The following is a 21413-nucleotide window of genomic DNA, read 5'->3' as shown; positions in this document are numbered from 1 at the left end:
GGCTCAGGGCCGGCGCGCGAACTCGTCGAGCAACGCACCGAAATCCTGGGTGTGCCAGAGGTGCAGCACATTGGACAGCATCAGTAACTGGGCCCGTACCGGCTCGTTGTCGGCGATCCGCGGGTCGAAGCGGTCGATGTGATGGTCAGGCGCGGTGGACTCAAGGTAGGCCTGAAGGTGGGCCGGAGTGTCGAGCAACCAGGCCACGCCCATCACCGCGGCGTACAGCATGAGCTGAGTCCGTAGCCTGTCGAGGTCGAGCACCGGCCCACCGGCGGCCATGTACTCGGAGGCGAAGTGGGTGAGCAGGACGTCGAGATGCTGGTCCCAGAGCGCGGTCTCGGCGCTGCACAGCGAACCCCACAGAGCCATCGCGACGTTCATCACGCTGGCGCAACCCCAGTCCATCAAGCCGCAGCCCAGGGTGCCATCGGGTTCGGCCCAGAACCAGGCGTTGTCGACGTTGGCATTCCAGTGGCACAGTGCGATCTGATCCTCGGTGGCGTGCAGCCAGGCCATGATCGCGTCCTCGGCCGCGGCAATGCGGGCGACGTCGGCCAGCATGCGGGCGGTGAACTCCGGCCGGCCGTCGACGGCAGGCAGCAGCCCCGGGTACCGCGTCGCGAAGGCGACCAGTCGGTGAACCTGCTCGGTGAGCTCTTTCGGAGAGTGGTGCACCCGGGCGCCTACCGTCACTTTGGCGGCGTCGTAACGGAATTGATCGGCCACCGTATCGGGGAGCGCCCCGGCCTGGTGGGCGCCGGCCAACCGTGCGACCGAGGCCAGCAAGGTTCGGTAGTGACCGAGTGGATCAGGCATCCGGTAGTCCAGGCCCTTGTCGTGGTGTGGCTCGACGCCGCCGCTGCCGAACGAGATCCGTTCGGTCAGCAGCATGCCGGTGCCGGACGCGTGGTGATAGTCGGCGAACAGGCACACCGGCACGGTGACGGGTAGCTTGGCGGCGACCGACAACGCCCCGAATGCCACCTCGAGCTCCATCTGCGTCTTTCCCCGATCGCGGCGGGGATTGTCGAAGTCGCGGGAGAACTTCACGAACAGTTCGGTCGGCAGGCCGTCGGCCGGATCCGCGTACCGAACGTTCAGTAGGGCCTTGCGCCCGGTGCTGCCTCCGGTGCAATCCTCGAAGCGGGTGATCGCGCTGATCCGGTTGTCCTGCGGGAGAGCGCCGAAGGCATGCAGGGCTGCGGTCAGGAACACCGGTCCGGCGTCACGGAACGTGTCCGGATCAGCGGGAAATTCAAGGCCGGTTCCGTCGCCGGTCACCCACCGTTGCATCTAGCCTCACCGCCTGTCCCACCGTTAGCCTCAATCACCATGGCTATCAATCCTTCTGACATTCTGCTCACGGGACAGGTGGCTGTGGTCACCGGTGGGGGCGCCGGCATCGGCCGGGGTATCGCTGCCGGATTGGCGGCGTTCGGCGCCTCGGTGGCCATCTGGGAGCGCAACGAGCAGAGCTGTGCCGAGGCCGCCGACTCCATCGGGGCACTCGGCATCGTCACCGATGTGCGCGACGGCGAACAGGTGGATGCCGCCTTGGCCCGAACGACCGCCGAACTGGGCCCGGTCCGGATCCTGGTCAACAACGCCGGCGGAGTGTTCGCCTCGTCGCTGCTGGAAACGAGCGAGAACGGTTGGGACGCGCTGTATCGGAGCAATCTGCGCCACGTCCTCTTGTGCACACAGCGGGTGGCACGCCGATTGGTCGCCGATGAATTGCCGGGCAGCATCATCAATCTCACATCGATCGAAGGAGTGCGGGCGGCTCCCGGTTATGCCGCGTACGCGGCGGCGAAGGCGGGCGTCATCAACTACACCCAGACCGCGTCGTTCGAACTGGCGCCGCACAACATCCGGGTCAACGCGATCGCCCCCGACCTCACCCTCACCGAGGGGCTTATGGCCCTGTCCCCGGACAGGCCACCGGAGGGAATCGCTGATGCCATCCCACTGGGCCGGGCCGGCCATGTCGACGAAATCGCCGGGGCGGCGGTCTATCTGGCCTCCGGTCTATCCGGGTACGTCACCGGACAGACGCTTCACGTCGACGGTGGCACGCGGGCTGCGGGTGGCTGGTACCGCCACCCGCAGACCGGTGCCGCAACACTCGGTCCGGGCTAGGGATCCGGACCTACTTGAGGCAGCTTCCCGCATCGACCGGCAGCGTCACACCGGTGATGTAACGCGCCTCGTCGGAGGCCAGGAACAGCACGGCGTTGCTGATGTCCACGGCCTCGACCCACGGGATGGGCAGGGTGTGGAACAGCTGGCAGATCGGCGCCATGTCGTCGGGGCCCGGGTTCTCCAGGTCGGGCCGGAACATCTTGAATGTGCCGTCGTTGTGGAGCATCGGGGTCGCCACATGTGTGGGATGCACGGTGTTGCAACGGATGTTGTGCTGACCCAACTCCACGGCGAATCCGCGCATCAACCCGACGACGCCGTGCTTGGCGGCGACGTAGTTACCGCAGTGCGGGTAGGCCTTGAGCCCGCCGACCGAGCTGGTCAGGATGATCGATCCGCCGCGGCCACCTTCGATCAGGTGCGGCACAGCAGCTTTGACCGACTTCCACACACCCGACAGGTTGATGTCGATCATCTCGTCCCAGTCCAGCTGACTGGTCTCGTGCAGGACATCGCCGCCGTTGCCGATACCGGCGTTGGCCACGATGATGTCGAGGCGACCCAGCTGCTCGACGCCGCTGTCCACGGCCGCCTTGATCGCATCGGCGTCGCGAACGTCGACCTCGGCCGTGACGACGCGGCGGTTGAGCCCCTTGATGAGATTCGCGGTCTCGGCCAGATCATCGGAGGTAGAGGCCGGGATGGCGGTCTCCACGCCGGGCCGGATCGGTCCACAGATGTCGATCGCGATGATGTCGGCGCCCTCTTGCGCCAGCCGTACCGCGTGACTACGCCCCTGGCCGCGGGCCGCGCCGGTGACGAACGCGACCTTGCCTTCCACCCGTCCAGTCATTGATTACCCCAGTTCTGTGTTCGTGTCTGCCACGTAGCGGTGAAATACTGTGCACCTGCTCAGCAACTCTGTCACCGGGCTGCCCACCGTGTCAACGACAGATACGTTTCGGGCAATTTGTACTCTCTGCTTAAAAGAATGTGATTCTCAGTCGGCCATTGTGGCCACGATCTGCGGCAGGTCCAGCGTGGAACGGATGCCCGGCTCGGCGGCGCAGACGAAGGGCACCGCGTTGACCGCTCGGTTCGCGGTGTAGCCCGGGGAAATTGCCGCCATCCGATCGAGCGGAATCGGCATCCGGACGTCGATGTCCAGTGGTGCATCGCCGTCCACGGTCAGGCGCCAACCGGTGGGGCGCAGGTCCCAGTCTTCGGTGAGGTTCGTACCGCAGTACCAGGTGGCCCGGAAACGCAGGAGCTCTCGCCCCGAGCGGATGCCTGACACGGTGATTCGTTGCGCGGCCACGGTTCCGGCGGCGAGATGGCCGGCACAACTGCTCGGCGTCGGGAGCCGCCGGCATGTACAGCACGCAGTCGGGGTCCGCGTCGAGGATGGCCTCGACGTTGTCGGCGGCGGAGATGCCGGTGGGGTCCAGGCCGCACAGTTCGCCCGCGTCGATGCCGACCTTGTCGGCGCCGAAGACATGAACAGCGGTCAACTCGAGGTGCGGATGCTCGATGATCGAGCGCAATGCGTGGGTTCCGATGGTGCCGGTCGCCCATTGCGCGACGCGGTAGCGGTGAGTCCGGAGATCGGGCACGCGCCTGAGTGTAAGGAGAATTCTTTCCTTAGGAGAACGAAATTCTCAACTAGCTGGCGGCGAATCCGTTGGCCACGAAGTCCCAGACCTCGTCGGCACTGATCGGATGGATCGATGCCTCGTCGGGGCCTCCACTGGATTGCGCGACGAACATCACGGTCTGCATCGTCATCGCCGCCATTCGCCGGGGGTTGATCCCCGAGCGCAGCTGGCCGGCCTCGGACGCTTCCTCCATGAGTTCGGTGAGCAGGGCCAGCAGCGGAGCGTGGGCGACCTTGACCTCTGACGGATGTGACACCAGCAAACGCGGAGCGAAGTCGGTGAACAGTGGGCGCTTGGCGGCCGGATCGGGGCGCGACGATTCGAAAAGCAGCTGAATGGCGACCTTCAGGCGTTCGATCGGTTCGCCCTGCGTCGAGGTGGCGGCCCGGATCTGGTCGGCCGAGCGGCTCAGCGCGTCTTCGAACAACGCGAGCAGGAGTTCGTGTTTACCGTCGAACTGCAGGTAGAAGCTGCGCAGCGATTGACGGGAACGGTCCACGACCTCCTGGACCGTGAAGTCGGTGCTGCCCTTTTCGATGATGATCGCCTGGGCCGCGTCGAGGAACCGTTGCACGCGTTGGGCGGCGCGCAACTTGGCCGTTTTGATCGACCGCTCGACAGCTCGTTGCTTCCACGCGGGTTCTTCGCCAGCGGTGGTCACTGGCTGCTCCGACGCTTGTCGAGTGGGGAGAACATGAACTGACTGTACCGGAGAACGCCTTGCCATTGTGGTGCCAGACCCCCTCGCGGCCAATGTGTCGGAGATTGTAACTTTCGTACTGTGAGAATAGTATTCTCATGAAGGGAATTATAGAAGTCCTTTGAGAAGAAGGGTTTCGCATCAAAATTCGGCGCCGCCGGGGCGCTGTTCGCCGGTAGCTGCCGCATCGCGAAGACGGCTGTCGGGTGGCAGCGGTGAGCAGAAGGAACCACGTGTACATCGACTATGACGTCGCCGATTCGATCGCCACGATCACACTGAACCGGCCGGAAGCCGCCAACGCGCAGAACCCCGAACTCCTCGACGAACTCGATGCCGCCTGGACCAGGGCCGCCGATGACCGCGAGGTGAAGGTGATCGTGCTGCGGGCCAACGGAAAGCACTTCTCGGCAGGCCATGACCTGCGTGGCGGCGGGCCGGTGCCGGACAAGATCACCCTGGAATTCCTCATCGAGCACGAGTCGCGACGCTATCTGGAGTACACGCTGCGGTGGCGCAATGTGCCCAAACCGTCGATCGCGGCGGTGCAGGGACGCTGCATCTCAGGCGGCCTGCTGCTCTGCTGGCCGTGCGATCTGATCCTGGCCGCCGACGATGCGCTGTTCTCCGACCCGGTCGCACTGATGGGCATCGGTGGTGTCGAGTACCACGGTCACACCTGGGAACTCGGCGCCCGCAAGGCCAAGGAGATCCTGTTCACGGGCCGGGCATTGACCGCGGAGGAGGCCGAGCGCACCGGCATGGTCAACCGGGTCGTCCCTCGTGACGAACTCGACGTCCAGACGGCCGAGCTGGCCGCGCAGATCGCGCAGATGCCCGCCTTCGCGCTCCGCCAGGCCAAACGCGCGGTCAATCAGACCCTCGACGTTCAGGGCTTCTACGCCGCGATCCAATCGGTGTTCGACATTCACCAGACCGGGCACGGCAATGCGCTTAGCGTCAGCGGATGGCCGGTACTGATGGATATCGATGGAATGAAGCAGAACATCAAGTAGGCCTGGGCCTCTGAAGATGGGGGCGATCCGGCTCAGCGTGAGTTACGCGGCCAGGCAGATCTACGCGCAGACCACCGCGGCGGCTGCGGTGACGCTGGTGGTCCTGGCGCTCAGCCGCAACACCGTCGGTGATGCGCGCGAACTGCTGACCCAGGCGAACCTCGTTGCGCTGATCGCGCTGATGGTCGCGGCCGCAATCGTCGATACCGTCGTGGGTTGGGTCAATGTCCATCCGACGTTCAAATGGTTTGCCGCGGGGGCGGATCCGACACCGCAACAGCAGCGCGCTGCCATGCGTATCGCACCGAGGCAGACCATCATCCAGTTCACCACCTGGGCCGTGAGCGCGCTCGTGTACACGCTGCTGAACCTCGGTGCCGGGGGAGGCGTCGCCTACGTGATGGGCGGGGCGATCCTGTTCGGCGGTGTCGCGGCCGCCTGCATGGGATTCCTGGTGACGCAACGCATGTTGCGGCCGATCGTGGCAGCGTCGCTGACCGCATCCTCGTCGACGATGGTGCGCATGCCCGGTGTGCTGGCCCGGCTGATCACCATCTGGACCCTGTTCAGCGGCCTGCCCCTGGCAGGCATCGCCCTGATCGTATTGGCCCGCTCCAACGGCTGGTTCGTGCAGAAGACGGCGCCCGTCGAAGCGGCAGTGCTGGTGGTGGCCGTCATCTCGCTGGTCTTCGGACTGCGGTCGATGGTCCTGGTGGCGCGTTCGGTATCCGACCCGGTCGGGGAGGTCGTCCTCGCCATGAAGGCCGTCGAACGCGGTTGGTCCGGTGTCTCGGTCAAGGTGTACGAATCGTCCGAGATCGGCCGGCTCCAGTACGGATTCAATCGAATGCTGGCCGGCCTGGCTGAGCGGAACCGGTTGCGCGACCTCTTCGGCCGCTATGTCGGGGTCGACGTGGCTCGCCACGCCCTGCAGCAGGGTGGGGCCGTCACCGGGGACGTCCGTGAGGCCGCCGTTCTCTACGTCGATCTGGTCGGCTCGACAGCCCTCGCCGCCTCACGCCCGCCCCAGGAAGTGGCGCAACTGCTCAACGGGTTCTTCAAGATCGTGGTGGATACCGTCGAACGGCATCACGGTCTGATCAACAAGTTCGAGGGCGACGCCGTGCTCGCCGTCTTCGGAGCACCGCTACGGCTGGACAACCCGGCCTCCTCGGCGCTGGCCACCGCGCGGGCGCTGGTGCCACGGCTGCACCAGTTGCCGGATGTGGAGTTCGGCGTGGGCATTTCGTGCGGCTCGGTGTTCGCGGGCAACATCGGCGCCGAGAACCGCTACGAGTACACCGTGATCGGTGACGCCGTCAACGAAGCGGCGCGCCTGGCCGACCACGCCAAGGACCGCGAGTCGACAGTGTTGTGTTCGGGAAGCGCACTGGCCCATGCCGATGCCGACGAGGGCAGGCACTGGGCCGTGCGCGGCTCGACGGTACTGCGTGGGCGCTCGACGGCCACGGTGTTCGCCGAGCCCGTCGCGGACTCGTCGTAGCGGCGAGCGTCGTTCTCCGCGACTGTGGACTCACTGCCGCTCCACCACGGCGTGTCGGGCAGCAGACCCGCACGCTCGCGGTGGAAAAACCTACAGCTGGGCGAGGCGGGGGACGGTGCCTCGGGCGCGCAGCCCGGCGCCGGCCTTACGAGTGAGTTCCCTTGAGCTGCCGAGCAACCCGTCGAGCACCAGGACGCGCTTCACGTGGTTGTGCAGCTCGTGCTCCTCGGTGAACCCGATCCCGCCGAGCACCTGCTGGCAGTGCTTGGCCGCGGTCAGCGCGGCCTTGCCCGCGGCGGCTTTGGCCAGCAGGGAGTTCAGGTCGACATTGTCTGCGCCGGGAAGGCTCAGCGTTGCCTCGGCACCTTCGATGGCCACCAGCGTCTCGGCCAACCGGTGCCGCACGGCCTGGAAGGACGAGATCGGCTTGCCGAACTGGACCCGGTCCAGTGCGTGCTGCCGGGCCAGCACGAGCATCGCCCGGGCCGAGCCGACCAGCCACCAGCCCAGTGCACGGCGGGCCTCGGAAACCCGGAGCAGCTGGCCGTCGGGCACCTGCCGCAGCGGCAGCCCGCCCAGTGCCGGATTGCTGCTGTCAGTCCTTTCCCACACCACCCAGGTTCCACCGGCGTACGGCATCGGCGGGGTGCCGCCCGGCAGGCCGCCGATGGTCTCCAGCAGCACATCGTTGAGAATCGACGCGTGCGAGCCTGTTTCGCCCAGCAGCCGGAATACCAGTGGCAGGGCGGTCTCCGGCATGTCGGAGAGCATCTCGGCCCAGCCGAGTTCGGCCAGCGCGGCATCGAGTTCGGCGCCCGAGGCCGAAAGCATGGTCTTGCGCAGGGCATCTTCGAGCAGGCCCAGTGATTCGGTATCCAAATCCGTCACGCCTCACTCCTTCCCGAGGTCCAGCAGTCGGCGCGCGATGATGTTGCGCTGCACTTCGGCGGTGCCGCCGTAGATGGTCGACGCCCGCGAATACAGGTACTCCGTGCGCCATTCGGAGTCTTCGAGTTCGATCACCCCGGGCAGCAGATTGCGGGCGGTGTCGTAGAGCAGCTGTTCGGCGCCGGCCAGCAGCACCTTGTCGATCGAGGTGTCCGGCCCGAGCTTGTGCCCATCGGCCAGTCGGTGCTGGGTTGCCGCCGACCGGCAGCGCAGTGTGTGCAGGGCCAGATAGACCTCACCGAGGTCCGGATCCACCACCTGCCCTTGCCGTTTCACCGCCTCCACCAACGCGTCGAACCGGGAGTACAGGTAGGCGATGCGCTGCCAGAAGCAGGTCGAGCGTTCGTACGGCAGCAGATCCATCGCCAGTTGCCAACCGTCGCCCGGATTGCCGAGCATCCGGCTCGCGTCGACCTCGACGTCGTCGAAGTACACCTCGCAGAACTCGTCGACATCGTGCATGGTGTGCAAGGGCCGGATGGTGATGCCGGGAGCGTCGGTGTCGACGAAGAACGCCGTGATGGCCTGGTGGTTGGGAGTGTCCGCATCGCCGGTGCGGGTCAGCAAGATGCACCGGTGCGAGTACTGCGCGAAGCTGGTCCAGACCTTCTGACCGTTGACGATCCACTTGCCGTCGTCGCGCTGGACCGCGCGGGTGGTGAGCGAGGCCAGGTCGCTACCCGAACCCGGCTCGGAGAACCCCTGGCACCACTGCTCTTCGCCGGACAGCAGTTTCGGCACCATCTCAGCAGCCAGCTCTTTGGGCGCGTAGTCGATCATCGTCGGCGCCAGCACCTCGAGCATCGAGTACGGGCCGGGTTCGGCCAATCGGCGACCCACGACTTCCTCGCCGACGATCGCACGCAGCATCGCCGGACCGCCCAACCCGCCCGCGTGTTCGGGCCAGCCGTAACGGCTCCAACCACCGTCGTACAGCGCCTTCTGCACGCGGGCGAACTGGCGCATGTGCCCTTCGAGCGAATGGTCGTCCGGTGGCGTCAGGTCATTCTCGGCGAGCCAATCCTGCAGCGCCGTACGGAAGGTCGTGGGATCGAACAGATCGCTACGCTCGCTCATCCTGCTTCCGGCCTGCCGATCGCGTGCGGCCGGCCATGGTCGTGATCGCCGTTGCGCCGGATGAACGTCATCGCCCGGGTCTTGAGCCGCCAGCCCTCAGCGGTCCGCACGTAGGTGTCGCGGTAGTAGCCGATGCGCATGTCGTGCTTGGAGTGCTCGATGAAGCACAGCGGCTGGGTACCGGACGCCGTATCCGCCCCTTCGACCAGGTCGATCAGGGCGGTTCCGGTCATGAACAGGCCCTTGGGGGCGGCGTCCACCAGGACCGGGAAGCGATTCAGCGTGTAGGTCTCGCCGAATGCGCTGTAGGTGCCGTCGGGCGTGAAAACGCTGACGAGACCTTCGATGTCGCCCTGGGTGATGGTCACCGCGTACTTGGCGAGCACCTGCTGGATCTCGATGAGATCCTCGGTCCGGGTCGGGGAATCAGTTGATGTGCTCATTGCGGAAGACCTTACCGCCTTTCATTACAAAATCCACACGTTGTGTAACGGAGATGTCCTCGAGCGGATTGCCCGGCACCGCGATGATGTCGGCGAGCAGTCCCTCGGCCAACCGGCCCCGGTCGGTGACGTTGATCAGGTCGGCGGCCACCACCGTGGCCGCGCGCAGCACCGCGGCTGGCGGCATGCCCCACTCCACCAGCGTGACGAGTTCGTCAGCGTTCTTGCCGTGCGGGATCGCCGGCGCGTCGGTGCCGACCGCGATCTTCACCCCGGCCTCGTACGCAGCCTTGATGGAGGTCTCGGCCTTTGGGAACATCTCGGCTGCCTTGTCCTGCAGCACCTTCGGTGCCTTCGAGACATCCATGGCCTGGGCCAGGCGGCGGGTGGTGACCAGGAACCGGTCGTTGTCGACCAGCTTCTGGATGGCTTCGTCGTCCATCAGGAAGCCGTGCTCGATGCAGTCGATGCCACAGTCCACCGCGTGCTTGACGGCCTCGGCGCCGTGGGTGTGGGCCGCGACCCGCAGCCCGCGTCGGTGCGCCTCGTCGACGATGACGCGCAACTCCTCGTCGGAATAGTGTTGCGCACCAGCCTCTCCGGTCAGCGACATGACACCGCCGGAACAGCACACCTTGATCAACTGGGCGCCGTGCTTGATCTGGTAGCGCACGGCCTTGCGGATCTCGTCGACCCCGTTGGCGATGCCCTCTTCGATGGTCAGCTCCAGCACGCCCGGCATGAACGCCGCGAACATCGTCGGATCGAGGTGCCCGCCGGTGGGCGTGATCGCGTGGCCGGCCGGGATGATGCGGGGTCCATCGATCCAGCCGGCGTCGATGGCCTTGCCCAGGGCGACGTCGAGCAGGTATCCACCTGTCTTGACGAACAATCCGAGGTTGCGCACGGTGGTGAACCCGGCGCGCAAGGTGCGGCGGGCGTTGCCCACCGCGCGCAGCACGCGGGTCGGGGGATCGTCCTGCACCTGGGACAGGCCCGGGTTCTCACCCCGGCCACCCATGAGCAGGTTGACCTCCATGTCCATCAGGCCGGGCAGCAGGATGGAGTCACCGAGATCGATAATCTCGTCATCAGGACCGACGGCTAGGTCTGATTTGCCGTCTCCGACGGCCACGATTCGGTCTCCGTCGACACGGACAATGCCGGGACGAATGATCGTCCCGGCATCGACGTCGACAAGACCCGCAGCTTTGAGGGTCAGCACGACTAAACCACCGGCTCCTTGATGAGATTGATGTAGGCGGCACCGCTGTCGAGCACGCGCGGTTGCTTCCACACCTCGATCGGGAAACTGACCATGACGACCGACTGCCCGAGGTGTACCAGCGCCTTGGCGTCGTCCGGCATGCTCGCCAGCGGGAAGCGGGCATCGACGTAGACCATGATGTCCTCGAGGCGCGCCATGCCGGCGTCGTAGAGCTCCTGCATCTCGTCCATCGACGAGTTGAGGCGCTTCTGATAACGCTCCTCTTCGGTGGGCAGGCACCAGTCGCTGAACCGCTCCAGGTCGGCGAATTCTTCAGGCAACTTAGACATTTGCGGCATCCTTCTCTGCGGCCTTCTCACTCGGAGCGGCGTGATTGCCGTTCGTTGAACCATTCCCGTTGGCCTTGGCTTCTTTGTACCGGTCGACGTAGCTGTGAGCGGTGTGATGCAGGTGGCGCAGCAGGATTTCCTGGTCGCACAGCGGGAAGTCGAGTACGGCGCGGGTGCCGATCTGCGTCTGGGTGGCTTCCAGCGTGTTGGCGTCCTGGAACGCGTACTCCTTGAACGTCACCGCGGCCAGTTCCTGGGACAGTCGTTCGCGCAGGTTCTTCGGCGGCACGAAGTACAGGTCGGCCTCGAAGATATGGCTGTCCACACCGGTGGGCCAGTAGTTGTAGGTCAGGTACCAGCCCGGGGCCCAGAAGAGCAGGGTGAAGTTCGGGAAGAACTCGAAAGAGTCCTGGCCCCATGTCGAGTGCCGGCCGGGATTGATCGCGGGCGGCAGCTCGTCGGGCAGGATCCCCTTGATGTCGGGGCGATCCCACGGCCCGAACAGACCGCTGTGCAGGATGCGCTCGATGGGCTTGACCATCTTGAGGTCCTTCGGCGGGCTCATGCCGCCCCAGGACGAGATCATCGAGTGGTCGCCCTTGATGTCGTAGTGCAGCGCCTCGAAGCCGAACTTGGCCAGCTTCTCAGCCTCCTCCTTCTCCGCCTGCTTCATGTGCAGGATCGGCGCGTGGTAGAACTCGACGAATGCGTCGATGAACAGCTTCCAGTTGGCCTTGACCTCCGAGCGGTAGCTGTAGTGCTCGGTCATCTCGTGGAACGGATAACCCTTGAGGCCCTCGGCGAACTCGCCCAGGTACTCCTCGAGCGACACCGCGTCGTCGTCGAAGTTGACGAAGATGAAGCCCTCCCAGACCTCGCACCGCACAGGCTTGAGGGGGTAGTCGGCCTTGTCGACGTCGAAGAACTCCTGCTCCTGCTGGATGAACGTCAGGTCACCCTTGAGGTCGTAACGCCAGGCGTGGTACTTGCAGACGAACTGGCGGCAGCTGCCGGAGACCTCCTCGCCCGGGTAGTCGTTCCACACCAGCTTGTTGCCGCGGTGGCGGCACAGGTTGTAGAAGGCGCGGATCTGGTCGCCGTCGTTGACGATGATGATCGAGGTGCCGGGGCCGACCGACGGCAGCTCGCGGGTGATGTATCTGCCCTTCTTGGGGATCAACTCCACGCGGCCCATCTGCAGCCAGGTCTTGCGGAAGATGGCCTGCTGCTCCAGCTTCCACTGCTCGGGATCGATCGAGTCCTCGTAGTTGACCGGGCCGGTGCCCAGTTCGGGCCAGTTCTCGGTCCAGCTGCCGGCGTCTGGCTTCGGGAAGAACGCCATCATCTACCTCTACTTTCTTCTTGAGTTAGTGGCCGGATTCCGGCGCAATTCCAAAGGTGTTGTAGGCCATGGCCATCAGGCCATAGCCGCCGATTGTGAAGACCAGGTCCATGCGCTGGCGCTCGTCGAGATGCTCGCTCAGGGCGGCCCAGGTGCCGTCCGAGATCTCCGACTGCCCGTCGAGTTCGTCGACGGAGTCGAGCACCAACTGGTCGAGGGGAGTGGCACCTTCGCCGCTGGTACTACTCGCGATCCGCTCATCGGTGAGTCCCTCGGACTTCCCGATGAATGCGTGGTGCGTCCACTCGTATTCGCACTTCTTGCGATGGGCGATCCGCAGGATGGCGAGCTCACGCATCTGGGGATCCAGTGTCGAGCGGAACAGCAGATGATTGCTGAACCGCAGGAACGCCTTGGTCAGGGAGGGGTGGCGAGCCAGTGTCGACAGCGCGGTGCCCGCTCCCTCGGGATTGAGCCGCTCCTCGGGAAGCATGACCGACAGTGCTCGTCGCACGTCGTCGTCCCACTCCTCGGCGGGCAAGGGGGCCAAGCGCACGGGGCGGTTCTCCTCTCGGTGACCCGTTGGTGACTCTCGATGACGAGAATCAGGTTCTCATTTCCGACTAACAGGTTTCCACCTTTTGTGTCGATGGTCAACAAGAACGCGCGAGATTGCGTGGTGACCTGGCTAAATCTGCTCGTCAGCGGCATCAGACATTGATTCTCTCTAGACGAGAAGCTAGTTTTCTCCCATAGAGAACCAATGTGACGGCCATGGAACGGAGCGAGGCAGTGCACAAAGACGACATGATCTTGATCAGCGTCGACGACCACATCATCGAACCGCCGAACATGTTCAAGAACCATCTCCCGGAGAAGTACCGCGACGAGGCACCACGTCTGGTGCACAACCCCGACGGCAGTGACACCTGGCAGTTCCGCGACACGGTGATCCCGAACGTGGCGCTCAACGCGGTGGCCGGCCGGCCCAAGGAGGAGTACGGGCTGGAGCCACAGGGGCTCGATGAGATCCGCAAGGGCTGCTACGACCCCGACGAACGGGTCAAGGATATGAACGCCGGCGGTGTGCTGGCCACCATGAACTTCCCGTCGTTCCCGGGTTTCGCCGCCCGACTGTTCGCCACCGACGACGACGAGTTCTCGTTGGCGTTGGTGCAGGCCTACAACGACTGGCACATCGACGAATGGTGCGGGTCGAACCCGGGTCGGTTCATCCCGATGGCCATCCCGGCGATCTGGAATCCGCAGTTGTGTGCCGACGAGGTTCGTCGGGTGTCGAAGAAGGGTGTGCACTCTCTGACATTCACCGAGAACCCGTCGACGTTGGGCTACCCGTCCTTCCACGACCTGGAGTACTGGAAGCCGTTGTGGGAGGCCCTGGTCGACACCGACACCGTGATGAACGTGCACATCGGATCGTCGGGCAAGCTGGCGATCACGGCCCCGGACGCCCCGATGGACGTCATGATCACCCTGCAGCCGATGAACATCGTGCAGGCCGCGGCTGATCTGCTGTGGTCGGCGCCGATCAAGGCGTATCCGGGACTCAAGATCGCACTGTCCGAGGGCGGCACCGGCTGGATTCCGTACTTCCTGGACCGGGTGGACCGTACCTACGACATGCACTCGACGTGGACGCACCAGGACTTCGGCGGCAAGTTGCCCTCAGAGGTGTTCCGGGAGCACTTCATGACCTGTTTCATCTCGGATCCGGTCGGGGTGAAGAACCGCCACGAGATCGGTGTGGACAACATCTGCTGGGAGATGGACTACCCACACAGTGACTCGATGTGGCCCGGTGCCCCCGAGGAACTGCATGCGGTGTTCGAAACCTACGGCGTCCCGGACGACGAGATCAACAAGATCACCCACGAGAACGCCATGCGGCTGTACCACTTCGACCCGTTCGCCCATGTGCCCAAGGGCCAGGCGACCGTCGGTGCCTTGCGAAAGGCCGCCGAAGGCCACGACGTGTCGATTCAGGCACTGAGCAAGAAGGAGAAGACCGGCGCCAGCTTCGCCGACTTCCAGGTCAATGCGAAAGCTGTTGCCGGCGCACGCGACTGAACGCCAACACGAACGGCTGAGAAAAATAGGAGAACACACAGTGTCGGGCGGTATGAACTTCGAGCTGACCGAAGACCAGCAGCTGATCCGCAAGTCCGTTGCGGAGCTGGCGGGCAAGTTCGACGATCACTATTGGATGACCAAGGACCAGGGTCACGAGTTCCCACAGGAGTTCTACGACGCCATCGCCGGCGGAGGCTGGCTGGGGATGACCATCCCCGAGGAGTACGGCGGGCACGGCCTCGGTATCACCGAGGCCACCATCCTGGCCGAGGAGGTGGCCCGGTCCGGTGGAGCCATGAACGCCGCCAGCGCGATTCACATGTCGATCTTCGGGATGCAGCCGGTAGTGGTGTTCGGCTCCGAGGAGATGAAGAAAGAGACGCTGCCGCGCATCGTCAACGGCGATCTGCATGTGTGCTTCGGCGTCACCGAACCCGGTGCGGGCCTGGACACCTCACGTATCACCACGTTCGCCAGGAAGGATGGCGACAGTTATGTGGTGAACGGACGTAAGGTGTGGATCTCCAAAGCGCTTGAGTCAGAGAAGATCCTGCTGCTCACCCGCACCGAGTCCCGCGAGGACGTGGAGAAACGTGGCGGGAAGCCGACCGACGGGCTGTCGTTGTTCCTGACCGACCTCGACCGGGATCACGTCGAGATCCGTCCCATCAACAAGATGGGCCGGAATGCGGTGAGCTCCAACGAGTTGTTCATCGACGATCTCCGGGTGCCTGCCGAGCACCTGATCGGCGAGGAGGGCAAGGGGTTCAAGTACATCTTGCACGGGCTCAACCCGGAGCGGATGCTGATCGCCGCCGAGGCCCTCGGCATCGGTCGCGTGGCCCTGGACCGTGCGGTCAAGTACGCCAACGAGCGGGTGGTGTTCGATCGCCCGATCGGCATGAACCAGGGCATCCAGTTCCCGCTGGCGGATTCACTGGCCCGCTTGGATGCGGCCGAACTGATCCTGCGCAAGGCCACCTGGCTCTACGACAACGGTAAGTCGTGCGGTCGCGAGGCCAACATGGCCAAATACCTTTGTGCCGACGCCGGGTTCGGTGCGGCCGACCGTGCGCTGCAGACCCATGGCGGGATGGGTTACTCCGAGGAGTACAACATCTCCCGGTTCTTCCGTGAGTCCCGACTGATGAAGATCGCCCCGGTGAGCCAGGAGATGATCCTGAACTTCCTCAGCGCGAACGTGCTCGGCCTGCCCAAGAGCTACTAGGAGATATCCAGATCTATGAGGACCTATTTCGACCTGACCGGACGTTCGGCGCTGGTGACCGGGGCCGGTGCCGGGATCGGCGCGGCGGTTTCCGAGGCGCTCGCGGCGGCCGGTGCCGCGGTGCTCGTCACCGACATCAGCGGTGAGGCGGCGGCTGCGGTCGCGGACCGAATCAACACCGCGGGCGGCAAGGCCGACAGTGCCGCGCTGGACGTCAGTGACCGCGACGCGGCAGTGGCCGCCGCCGCGCAGGCCGCCGCACTCGGCGAGGGCAACCTGCACATCGTGGTCAACAACGCGGGCGTCACGTCGCCGGCGATGTTCCCCAAGCTGACCGACGAGACCTTCCGCGTCACCTTCGACATCCACGTGATGGGTACGTTCCACGTCACGCAGGCGGCACTGCCGCACATGCCGACCGACGGGACCGGCCGCGTCATCAACGTCACCTCGGCGGCCGGCCTCACCGGCACGCTCGGGCAGGTCAACTACTCGGCGGCCAAAGCCGGCCTGATCGGGTTCACCAAGTCACTGGCTCGTGAGCTGGCGACGAAGAACATCATGGTCAACGCCCTGGCGCCGCTGGCGGCGACGCCGATGACGGAAACCATCCGCACCAATGAGAAGTTCGCGGCCAACATGATGAACCGCATCCCGCTCAAGCGGTGGGCCGAGGCCGACGAGGTTGCGGGCGCGTTCGTCTTCCTGGCCTCTGACGCTGCGTCGTACATCACCGGGCAGGTGCTGCCGGTCGATGGCGGCATGGTTATGTGAGCCTGTGAGCGAGTTTACGAGCGAACCATCCAGCACAGCGGCTGAATCCTCTTTGCCGCTGGCAGGTATCACCGTCATCGCGATGGAGCAGGCGGTTTCCGCGCCGATGTGCACCCGGGTGCTCGCTGATTTCGGCGCCAGGGTGATCAAGATCGAGAACCCCAAGGGCGGTGACTTCGCCCGCGACTACGACGATGTCGTGCTCGGTCAGGCGGCCCATTTCGTGTGGGCCAACCGCGGCAAGGAATCGGTGACCCTCAATCTGAAGTCACCCGAGGGCATGGAGGTGCTGCACCGGTTGCTCGACGGCGCCGACGCCTTCGTGTCCAATCTCGCTCCGGGTGCCACCGCGCGCCTGGGGTTGGGGCCCGAGGACCTCAAGCTGCGTCATCCTCAGGTGATCCCGGTGGAGATCGACGGTTACGGCCCCGGCGGGCCGCTGTCGCACAAGCGCGCCTACGACCTGTTGGTGCAGGCCGAATCCGGTTCGTGCGCGTCGACCGGCTATGCGGGCATGCCGGCCAAACCCGGTGCGGCGGTTGCCGATATCACCACCGGGCTGTATTCGGCGTTGTCCGTCATGGCGCTGCTGGTCGGTCGGGCCCGCTCGGGCGACACCGGTGCCGCGCCGGCCGTGGCGGTCAGCCTGTTCGACACCATGACCGACATCATGGGGTACCAGCTGGCCTACACCCAGCACTCCGGGATCGACCAGGTTCCGCTGGGGATGAGTTCGCCGGCGGTGGCGCCCTACGGGGCGTTCGATACCCGCGACGGGCAGACCGTGGTGCTGGGGACCACCAACGACCGGGAGTGGCAGCGGTTGGCGCGCGAGATCATCGAGCGGCCCGATCTCGCCGACGATGCGCGCTTCGCCACCAACTCCGACCGCTGTGCGCATCGCGACGAGCTCAACAAGGCGATCGAATCCTGGTGTGCCCAGCACGATCTCGACGACATCCAGCGGACCGCCGATGAGGCCGGGATCGGCAATTCGCGGTACAACCTGCCCAGCGAGGTCATCGACCACCCGCACCTGAAAGCGCGAGACCGTTGGCGTCAGGTCGGCACCCCCAACGGGGAGATCGCGGCGCTGTTGCCGCCGCCGGTCATCAGCGGGATGGAACTGGGGATGGGCGCAGTGCCGGGACTCGGCGAGCACACCGATGCCATCCTGAGCGGGATCGGCCTGAGCGCCGAGCAGATCGCCGTGCTGCGCGAGCAGGGCGCGATCGGCCCCGCCTACCCGCAGTCCTAGTCAAGAAGAACGGAGAATCCAATGCGCGAAACCGTCATCGTCGAGGCCGTCCGTACCCCGGTCGGCAAGCGCAACGGCGGCCTGTCGGGATTCCATGCCGCCGACCTGTCGGCACTGGTGCTCAACGCGCTGGTGGAGCGGGCGGGCATCAGCCCCGACATCATCGACGACGTGGTCTGGGGCTGCGTCTCCCAGGTCGGCGATCAGTCCAGCAACATCGGCCGGTACTCGGTGCTGGCCGCCGGCTGGCCCGAACACATCCCGGGCACGACGGTCAACCGCGCCTGCGGATCCAGCCAGCAGGCGCTGGATTTCGCGGTTCAGGCCGTCATGTCGGGCCAACAGGACGTCGTCGTCGCAGGCGGGGTCGAGGTGATGAGCAAGGTGCCGCTGGGAGCGGCCCGGGCCACCGGTCAGCCATATGGGCCGAAAGTGTTCGAGCGGTACCAGGATTTTTCGTTCAACCAGGGCATCTCGGCCGAGATGATCTCGCAGAAGTGGGGTTTCAGCCGGACCCAGCTGGACGAGTACTCCGTCGCCTCGCACGAGCGGGCCGCGGCGGCGCAGGACCGCGGCGCCTTCGAGAACCAGATGATCACCGTGTTTCCCGACCCGGCCGACCAGCTTGATCCGGTGGTCGCCGACGAAGGGGTCCGCCGCGGCAGCACGGTGGAGAAGCTCGCCGGTCTCAAGCCCGCCTTCGCCGAGGACGGGGTGATCCACGCGGGCAACTCCTCACAGATCTCCGACGGTGCCGCGGCCCTGCTGGTGATGACGGCCGAAGCCGCTCTGGCAATGGGCCTTACGCCCATCGCGCGGTACCGGGCGGGCGTGGTGACGGGCGCGGACCCGGTGTTGATGCTGACCGGGCCCATCCCGGCGACCGAGAAGGTGCTGCACAAGGCCGGCGTGCGTCTGGACGAGGTCGGCGTGTTCGAGGTGAACGAGGCATTTGCCCCCGTGCCTCTGGCCTGGCTGGCCGAGACCGGCGCCGACGAGGCCAAACTGAACCCGCTCGGCGGTGCCATCGCGCTCGGACATCCGCTCGGTGCGTCGGGTGCGGTGCTGATGACCCGGATGATCAACCACATGCGCGACAACGGAATTCGTTACGGACTGCAGACCATGTGTGAGGGTGGCGGCACCGCCAACGCCACGCTGGTCGAGCTCATCGACTGACGCTAGGGAGAAGTAGTGCAACGCAACCTGTTCACCGAGGACCACGAGGCGTTCCGCGCCCTCGCACGGGATTTCATCGAGAAGGAAGTCGTCCCCGCCTATCCCGAGTGGGAGAAGGGCGGACGGATGCCCCGTGACGTCTTCAAGCAGATGGGTGAACTCGGCATGCTCGGGATGGCGATCCCCGAGGAGTACGGCGGCGCCGGCATCGGCGACTACCGCTACAACGTGGTGCTGCAGGAGGAGGCGGCCCGTGCACTGGTGACGTTGTCGACGGTGCGGACTCAGCTCGAGGTGATCCTGCCGTACTTCCTGCACTACGCGAACGAGGAGCAGCGGCAGCGGTGGTTCCCCGGGCTGGCCGCGGGCACACTGCTGACCGCGGTCGCGATGACCGAGCCGGGAACGGGTTCGGACCTGGCCGGAATGCGCACCACCGCGGTCCGGGATGGTGACGAGTACGTGCTCAACGGTGCCAAGACGTTCATCACCGGCGGCATCCAGGCCGATCTGGTGGTTGTCGTGGCACGGACGTCGACCGACCCGGAGAACCGGCGCAAGGGGCTGACGCTGCTGGTCGTCGAGGACGGCATGGCGGGCTTCGAGCGGGGCCGCGAGTTGGAGAAGATGGGCTGCAAGGTGCAGGACACCGCCGAGCTGTCGTTCACCGACGTCCGGGTGCCCGTGGCGAACGTGCTGGGGGAGGAGGGCGAGGCCTTCAGCTACCTCGGCCACAACCTGGCCCAGGAGCGGCTCACCGTGGCGGTGGGTTCGGTGGCTCAGGCGCGCTCGGCAATTGCGGCGGCGATCGGCTACACCAAGGACCGCAAGGCGTTCGGCCAACCGGTGGCGTCTTTTCAGAACACCAAGTTCGAACTCGCGGCGTGCTCGACGGAGGTCGAAGCGGCGCAGGCGATGCTCGACCGGGCGGTGGCCCTGCACGTCGACGGCGAACTGTCCGGTGCCGACGCGGCCCGGGTGAAACTGTTCTGCACGGAGATGCAGGCGCGAGTGATCGATCGTTGCCTGCAGCTCTTCGGCGGGTACGGCTACATGATGGAGTACCCCATCGCCCGGCTCTACACGGATGCCCGGGTGGCGCGCATCTATGCCGGGACCAGCGAGGTCATGAAGGTGATCATCGCCAAGTCGCTGGGGCTCTGAGCGGGTATATCCGGCGGCTGTGACGGCCGTCGGAAACTTCTTTTCCTGAGACGCTTGTCACAACGGTCAAACCAACCTACTGTGTGTTCACTAGGTTGGTTCGACGAAGGAGTTCGGTGACTTCAGTTGCAGGGGCAGAGGTGTCCTCTCAGGGCGCACGGCCCTATGAGACGCTCCTGGCCAAGGGGGAAGACCGCAGGCAGCGGATACTTTCTGTGGCTGAGAAGCTGCTCGCCCGCAATGGTTGGCGCAACACCTCGCTGGCTCAGATAGCCCGGGAGGTCGGCGTCACCCCGGCCGGTCTGCTGCACCACTTCGAGTCCAAGGAACAACTGCTCAACGCAGTGCTCGACGCCCGCGACCATGACGACGACACCCACGCCGACCGCTCCGGCGATCTCGCTCAGGAGATCAAGCGGGTTGCCGAGCGGTTTGTCCGGGCGCCTGAACTGGTCGGCACCTTCACGGTTCTGTTGGTGGAGAACATCCAACCTGATGCGCCACTGCACGATCGTTTGCTGAAACGACAGCAAGCTGCGCGCGACATCGTCACCGACATCATCACCCGCGGCCAGCACAGTGGCCGCTACCGCTCCGACTTCGACGCGGCCACCAAGGCCGTGGAGATCCTGGCATTCATCAATGGAATGGAGACCTCATGGCTACTCGATCCCTCGCTCCCGTTGACGGACGTGTTCAAGAGCTACGCCGACATGCTGGGGCGGGAGATCGAGCAGCCGGACGGCCGCAACGGGGCGACCGTCCAGTGAGATTGGAGGACGACATGCGGTATCGGCTTGATGTGGTCGCCCCCTGTGTGGTCGACGCGGTCCGGTTCGCCGGCGGCTGGCTCGTCGATCGGGTGATGGCGGGGTGGGATGTCACGGTGCTGATCGGCGCCGACGAGGATGTCCGGCCGCTGGCGATCCTCGGGGTCGAGACCATTGCGCTGGAGTCCGTCCTGGAGTCTTGGGAGGACCGGCCGCATCCGCAGACCGTCGCGGTGGCCGCCAACCTGTTCAACACCGACGAGCGGGTACGACGCGGCGTCCTGGGGGCGCTGGAGCAGGGCCACACCGAGGTGACGCTGTGGGGCGACGAGTGTCCGGCCGATCTGAGTGTTGACCCGGTACGTCACGAATTGTCCGCCGCCGCACGCGCTTTCAAGGCCCAGGCGCTCGCCGCGGTCAACGATCCCGAAGCTAAGGTGGTCGGCAACACCGAGGCGTTCCGTTGCGGCACGATGCTCAGTCGCTCGGTGCCAGCGGATCTGATTCCGGCCAGCTGATCTCTCGCCGAGCGTGCATACAGATCGCGAATTCACGCGATTTC

The 21413-nt window shown here is 65.4% G+C and carries 21 protein-coding genes and 1 pseudogene; 11 read left to right on the top strand and 11 right to left on the bottom strand.

Going from position 1 to position 21413, the window contains the following annotated elements; all coding sequences use genetic code 11:
• Positions 1-3: 3 nt before the first annotated feature.
• Positions 4-1296 carry a hypothetical protein gene (locus AB0876_RS27235; RefSeq protein WP_526043401.1) on the bottom strand — a complete coding sequence of 431 codons (1293 nt, stop codon included), beginning with the start codon at positions 1294-1296 and terminating at the stop codon, positions 4-6.
• Between the two features lie 39 nt (positions 1297-1335).
• Between AB0876_RS27235 and AB0876_RS27230 the strand changes: the two genes are divergently transcribed.
• Entirely contained in the window at positions 1336-2142 is an 807-nt protein-coding gene (locus AB0876_RS27230) for an SDR family NAD(P)-dependent oxidoreductase (protein ID WP_526043400.1), read from the top strand.
• Positions 2143-2152: 10 nt separating this feature from the next.
• On the opposite strand, the gene AB0876_RS27225 is transcribed toward AB0876_RS27230, so the two are convergent.
• From AB0876_RS27225 to AB0876_RS27215, 3 genes and pseudogenes are all read right to left on the bottom strand, one after another.
• Positions 2153-2998 (bottom strand): mycofactocin-coupled SDR family oxidoreductase, encoded by an 846-nt coding sequence (locus AB0876_RS27225; protein WP_064938217.1) that lies wholly within the window; start codon positions 2996-2998, stop codon positions 2153-2155.
• Between the two features lie 147 nt (positions 2999-3145).
• A pseudogene (locus tag AB0876_RS27220) lies at positions 3146-3250 on the bottom strand (hypothetical protein); the annotation flags it as partial.
• 557 nt (positions 3251-3807) lie between these two features.
• On the bottom strand, positions 3808-4527 hold the full coding sequence (locus AB0876_RS27215) for a TetR/AcrR family transcriptional regulator (RefSeq protein WP_082449040.1): 720 nt from the start codon (positions 4525-4527) through the stop codon (positions 3808-3810).
• 206 nt (positions 4528-4733) lie between these two features.
• Between AB0876_RS27215 and AB0876_RS27210 the strand changes: the two genes are divergently transcribed.
• Both AB0876_RS27210 and AB0876_RS27205 read left to right on the top strand, forming a co-directional pair.
• Complete coding sequence (locus tag AB0876_RS27210; protein ID WP_491841387.1) at positions 4734-5516, top strand: enoyl-CoA hydratase; 783 nt, start codon at positions 4734-4736, stop codon at positions 5514-5516.
• 16 nt (positions 5517-5532) lie between these two features.
• The gene (locus AB0876_RS27205) at positions 5533-7020 is read left to right on the top strand and encodes an adenylate/guanylate cyclase domain-containing protein (protein ID WP_526043399.1); all 1488 of its coding nucleotides are present in this window, start codon (positions 5533-5535) and stop codon (positions 7018-7020) included.
• Between the two features lie 90 nt (positions 7021-7110).
• On the opposite strand, the gene AB0876_RS27200 is transcribed toward AB0876_RS27205, so the two are convergent.
• From AB0876_RS27200 to AB0876_RS27170, 7 genes are read right to left on the bottom strand one after another with little or no spacing between them, the layout of a single operon-like run.
• The gene (locus AB0876_RS27200) at positions 7111-7851 is read right to left on the bottom strand and encodes an acyl-CoA dehydrogenase family protein (protein ID WP_526043456.1); all 741 of its coding nucleotides are present in this window, start codon (positions 7849-7851) and stop codon (positions 7111-7113) included.
• Positions 7852-7911: 60 nt separating this feature from the next.
• A complete protein-coding gene (locus tag AB0876_RS27195; protein WP_526043398.1) occupies positions 7912-9045 on the bottom strand; it encodes an acyl-CoA dehydrogenase family protein in 1134 nt (377 codons plus the stop codon).
• Positions 9042-9488, bottom strand: a complete 447-nt coding sequence (locus AB0876_RS27190; RefSeq protein ID WP_526043397.1) for a nuclear transport factor 2 family protein — start codon at positions 9486-9488, stop codon at positions 9042-9044. Before AB0876_RS27190 ends, AB0876_RS27195 begins: the two co-directional genes overlap by 4 nt.
• Positions 9472-10713 carry a metal-dependent hydrolase family protein gene (locus AB0876_RS27185; RefSeq protein ID WP_526043396.1) on the bottom strand — a complete coding sequence of 414 codons (1242 nt, stop codon included), beginning with the start codon at positions 10711-10713 and terminating at the stop codon, positions 9472-9474. Before AB0876_RS27185 ends, AB0876_RS27190 begins: the two co-directional genes overlap by 17 nt.
• A 2-nt stretch (positions 10714-10715) precedes the next feature.
• Entirely contained in the window at positions 10716-11045 is a 330-nt protein-coding gene (locus tag AB0876_RS27180; protein WP_090435114.1) for a hypothetical protein, read from the bottom strand.
• A complete protein-coding gene (locus AB0876_RS27175) occupies positions 11038-12387 on the bottom strand; it encodes an aromatic ring-hydroxylating oxygenase subunit alpha (protein WP_526043455.1) in 1350 nt (449 codons plus the stop codon). The genes AB0876_RS27180 and AB0876_RS27175 overlap by 8 nt, the downstream gene beginning before the upstream one ends.
• A gap of 25 nt (positions 12388-12412) precedes the next feature.
• The gene (locus AB0876_RS27170; RefSeq protein ID WP_491841071.1) at positions 12413-12943 is read right to left on the bottom strand and encodes a carboxymuconolactone decarboxylase family protein; all 531 of its coding nucleotides are present in this window, start codon (positions 12941-12943) and stop codon (positions 12413-12415) included.
• 236 nt (positions 12944-13179) lie between these two features.
• Here AB0876_RS27170 and AB0876_RS27165 point away from each other — a divergent pair, with 236 nt between their 5' ends.
• The 8 genes from AB0876_RS27165 (at position 13180) to AB0876_RS27130 (ending at position 21369) form a co-directional block, all read left to right on the top strand.
• The gene (locus tag AB0876_RS27165; protein WP_526043454.1) at positions 13180-14475 is read left to right on the top strand and encodes an amidohydrolase family protein; all 1296 of its coding nucleotides are present in this window, start codon (positions 13180-13182) and stop codon (positions 14473-14475) included.
• 52 nt (positions 14476-14527) lie between these two features.
• Positions 14528-15706 (top strand): acyl-CoA dehydrogenase family protein, encoded by a 1179-nt coding sequence (locus AB0876_RS27160; RefSeq protein ID WP_491841072.1) that lies wholly within the window; start codon positions 14528-14530, stop codon positions 15704-15706.
• Between the two features lie 15 nt (positions 15707-15721).
• Positions 15722-16480 carry an SDR family NAD(P)-dependent oxidoreductase gene (locus tag AB0876_RS27155; RefSeq protein WP_526043395.1) on the top strand — a complete coding sequence of 253 codons (759 nt, stop codon included), beginning with the start codon at positions 15722-15724 and terminating at the stop codon, positions 16478-16480.
• On the top strand, positions 16461-17738 hold the full coding sequence (locus AB0876_RS27150) for a CaiB/BaiF CoA transferase family protein (protein WP_526043394.1): 1278 nt from the start codon (positions 16461-16463) through the stop codon (positions 17736-17738). Before AB0876_RS27155 ends, AB0876_RS27150 begins: the two co-directional genes overlap by 20 nt.
• Before the next feature lie 21 nt (positions 17739-17759).
• On the top strand, positions 17760-18917 hold the full coding sequence (locus AB0876_RS27145; protein WP_491841075.1) for a thiolase family protein: 1158 nt from the start codon (positions 17760-17762) through the stop codon (positions 18915-18917).
• A gap of 15 nt (positions 18918-18932) precedes the next feature.
• On the top strand, positions 18933-20081 hold the full coding sequence (locus tag AB0876_RS27140; RefSeq protein ID WP_055115964.1) for an acyl-CoA dehydrogenase family protein: 1149 nt from the start codon (positions 18933-18935) through the stop codon (positions 20079-20081).
• A gap of 116 nt (positions 20082-20197) precedes the next feature.
• Positions 20198-20851 carry a TetR/AcrR family transcriptional regulator gene (locus AB0876_RS27135; protein ID WP_491841076.1) on the top strand — a complete coding sequence of 218 codons (654 nt, stop codon included), beginning with the start codon at positions 20198-20200 and terminating at the stop codon, positions 20849-20851.
• Between the two features lie 14 nt (positions 20852-20865).
• Positions 20866-21369 (top strand): hypothetical protein, encoded by a 504-nt coding sequence (locus AB0876_RS27130; protein WP_055120461.1) that lies wholly within the window; start codon positions 20866-20868, stop codon positions 21367-21369.
• Positions 21370-21413: the final 44 nt, after the last annotated feature.

Source organism: Mycobacterium sp. NPDC049093 (assembly GCF_040704635.1).
Taxonomy (GTDB): Bacteria; Actinomycetota; Actinomycetes; order Mycobacteriales; family Mycobacteriaceae; genus Mycobacterium.
This window is presented reverse-complemented; position numbering and strand designations above follow the sequence as displayed.

What these genes read in the sequence shown, in the direction of transcription:
- AB0876_RS27235 (WP_526043401.1), bottom strand. Translation starts at nt 1,296, where the DNA reads ATGCAACGGTGGGTGACCGGCGACGGAACCGGCCTTGAATTTCCCGCT.
- AB0876_RS27230 (WP_526043400.1), top strand. Translation starts at nt 1,336, where the DNA reads ATGGCTATCAATCCTTCTGACATTCTGCTCACGGGACAGGTGGCTGTG.
- AB0876_RS27225 (WP_064938217.1), bottom strand. Translation starts at nt 2,998, where the DNA reads ATGACTGGACGGGTGGAAGGCAAGGTCGCGTTCGTCACCGGCGCGGCC.
- AB0876_RS27215 (WP_082449040.1), bottom strand. Translation starts at nt 4,527, where the DNA reads ATGGCAAGGCGTTCTCCGGTACAGTCAGTTCATGTTCTCCCCACTCGA.
- AB0876_RS27205 (WP_526043399.1), top strand. Translation starts at nt 5,533, where the DNA reads ATGGGGGCGATCCGGCTCAGCGTGAGTTACGCGGCCAGGCAGATCTAC.
- AB0876_RS27200 (WP_526043456.1), bottom strand. Translation starts at nt 7,851, where the DNA reads ATGCTTTCGGCCTCGGGCGCCGAACTCGATGCCGCGCTGGCCGAACTC.
- AB0876_RS27195 (WP_526043398.1), bottom strand. Translation starts at nt 9,045, where the DNA reads ATGAGCGAGCGTAGCGATCTGTTCGATCCCACGACCTTCCGTACGGCG.
- AB0876_RS27190 (WP_526043397.1), bottom strand. Translation starts at nt 9,488, where the DNA reads ATGAGCACATCAACTGATTCCCCGACCCGGACCGAGGATCTCATCGAG.
- AB0876_RS27180 (WP_090435114.1), bottom strand. Translation starts at nt 11,045, where the DNA reads ATGTCTAAGTTGCCTGAAGAATTCGCCGACCTGGAGCGGTTCAGCGAC.
- AB0876_RS27175 (WP_526043455.1), bottom strand. Translation starts at nt 12,387, where the DNA reads ATGGCGTTCTTCCCGAAGCCAGACGCCGGCAGCTGGACCGAGAACTGG.
- AB0876_RS27160 (WP_491841072.1), top strand. Translation starts at nt 14,528, where the DNA reads ATGAACTTCGAGCTGACCGAAGACCAGCAGCTGATCCGCAAGTCCGTT.
- AB0876_RS27155 (WP_526043395.1), top strand. Translation starts at nt 15,722, where the DNA reads ATGAGGACCTATTTCGACCTGACCGGACGTTCGGCGCTGGTGACCGGG.
- AB0876_RS27150 (WP_526043394.1), top strand. Translation starts at nt 16,461, where the DNA reads ATGGCGGCATGGTTATGTGAGCCTGTGAGCGAGTTTACGAGCGAACCA.
- AB0876_RS27145 (WP_491841075.1), top strand. Translation starts at nt 17,760, where the DNA reads ATGCGCGAAACCGTCATCGTCGAGGCCGTCCGTACCCCGGTCGGCAAG.
- AB0876_RS27130 (WP_055120461.1), top strand. Translation starts at nt 20,866, where the DNA reads ATGCGGTATCGGCTTGATGTGGTCGCCCCCTGTGTGGTCGACGCGGTC.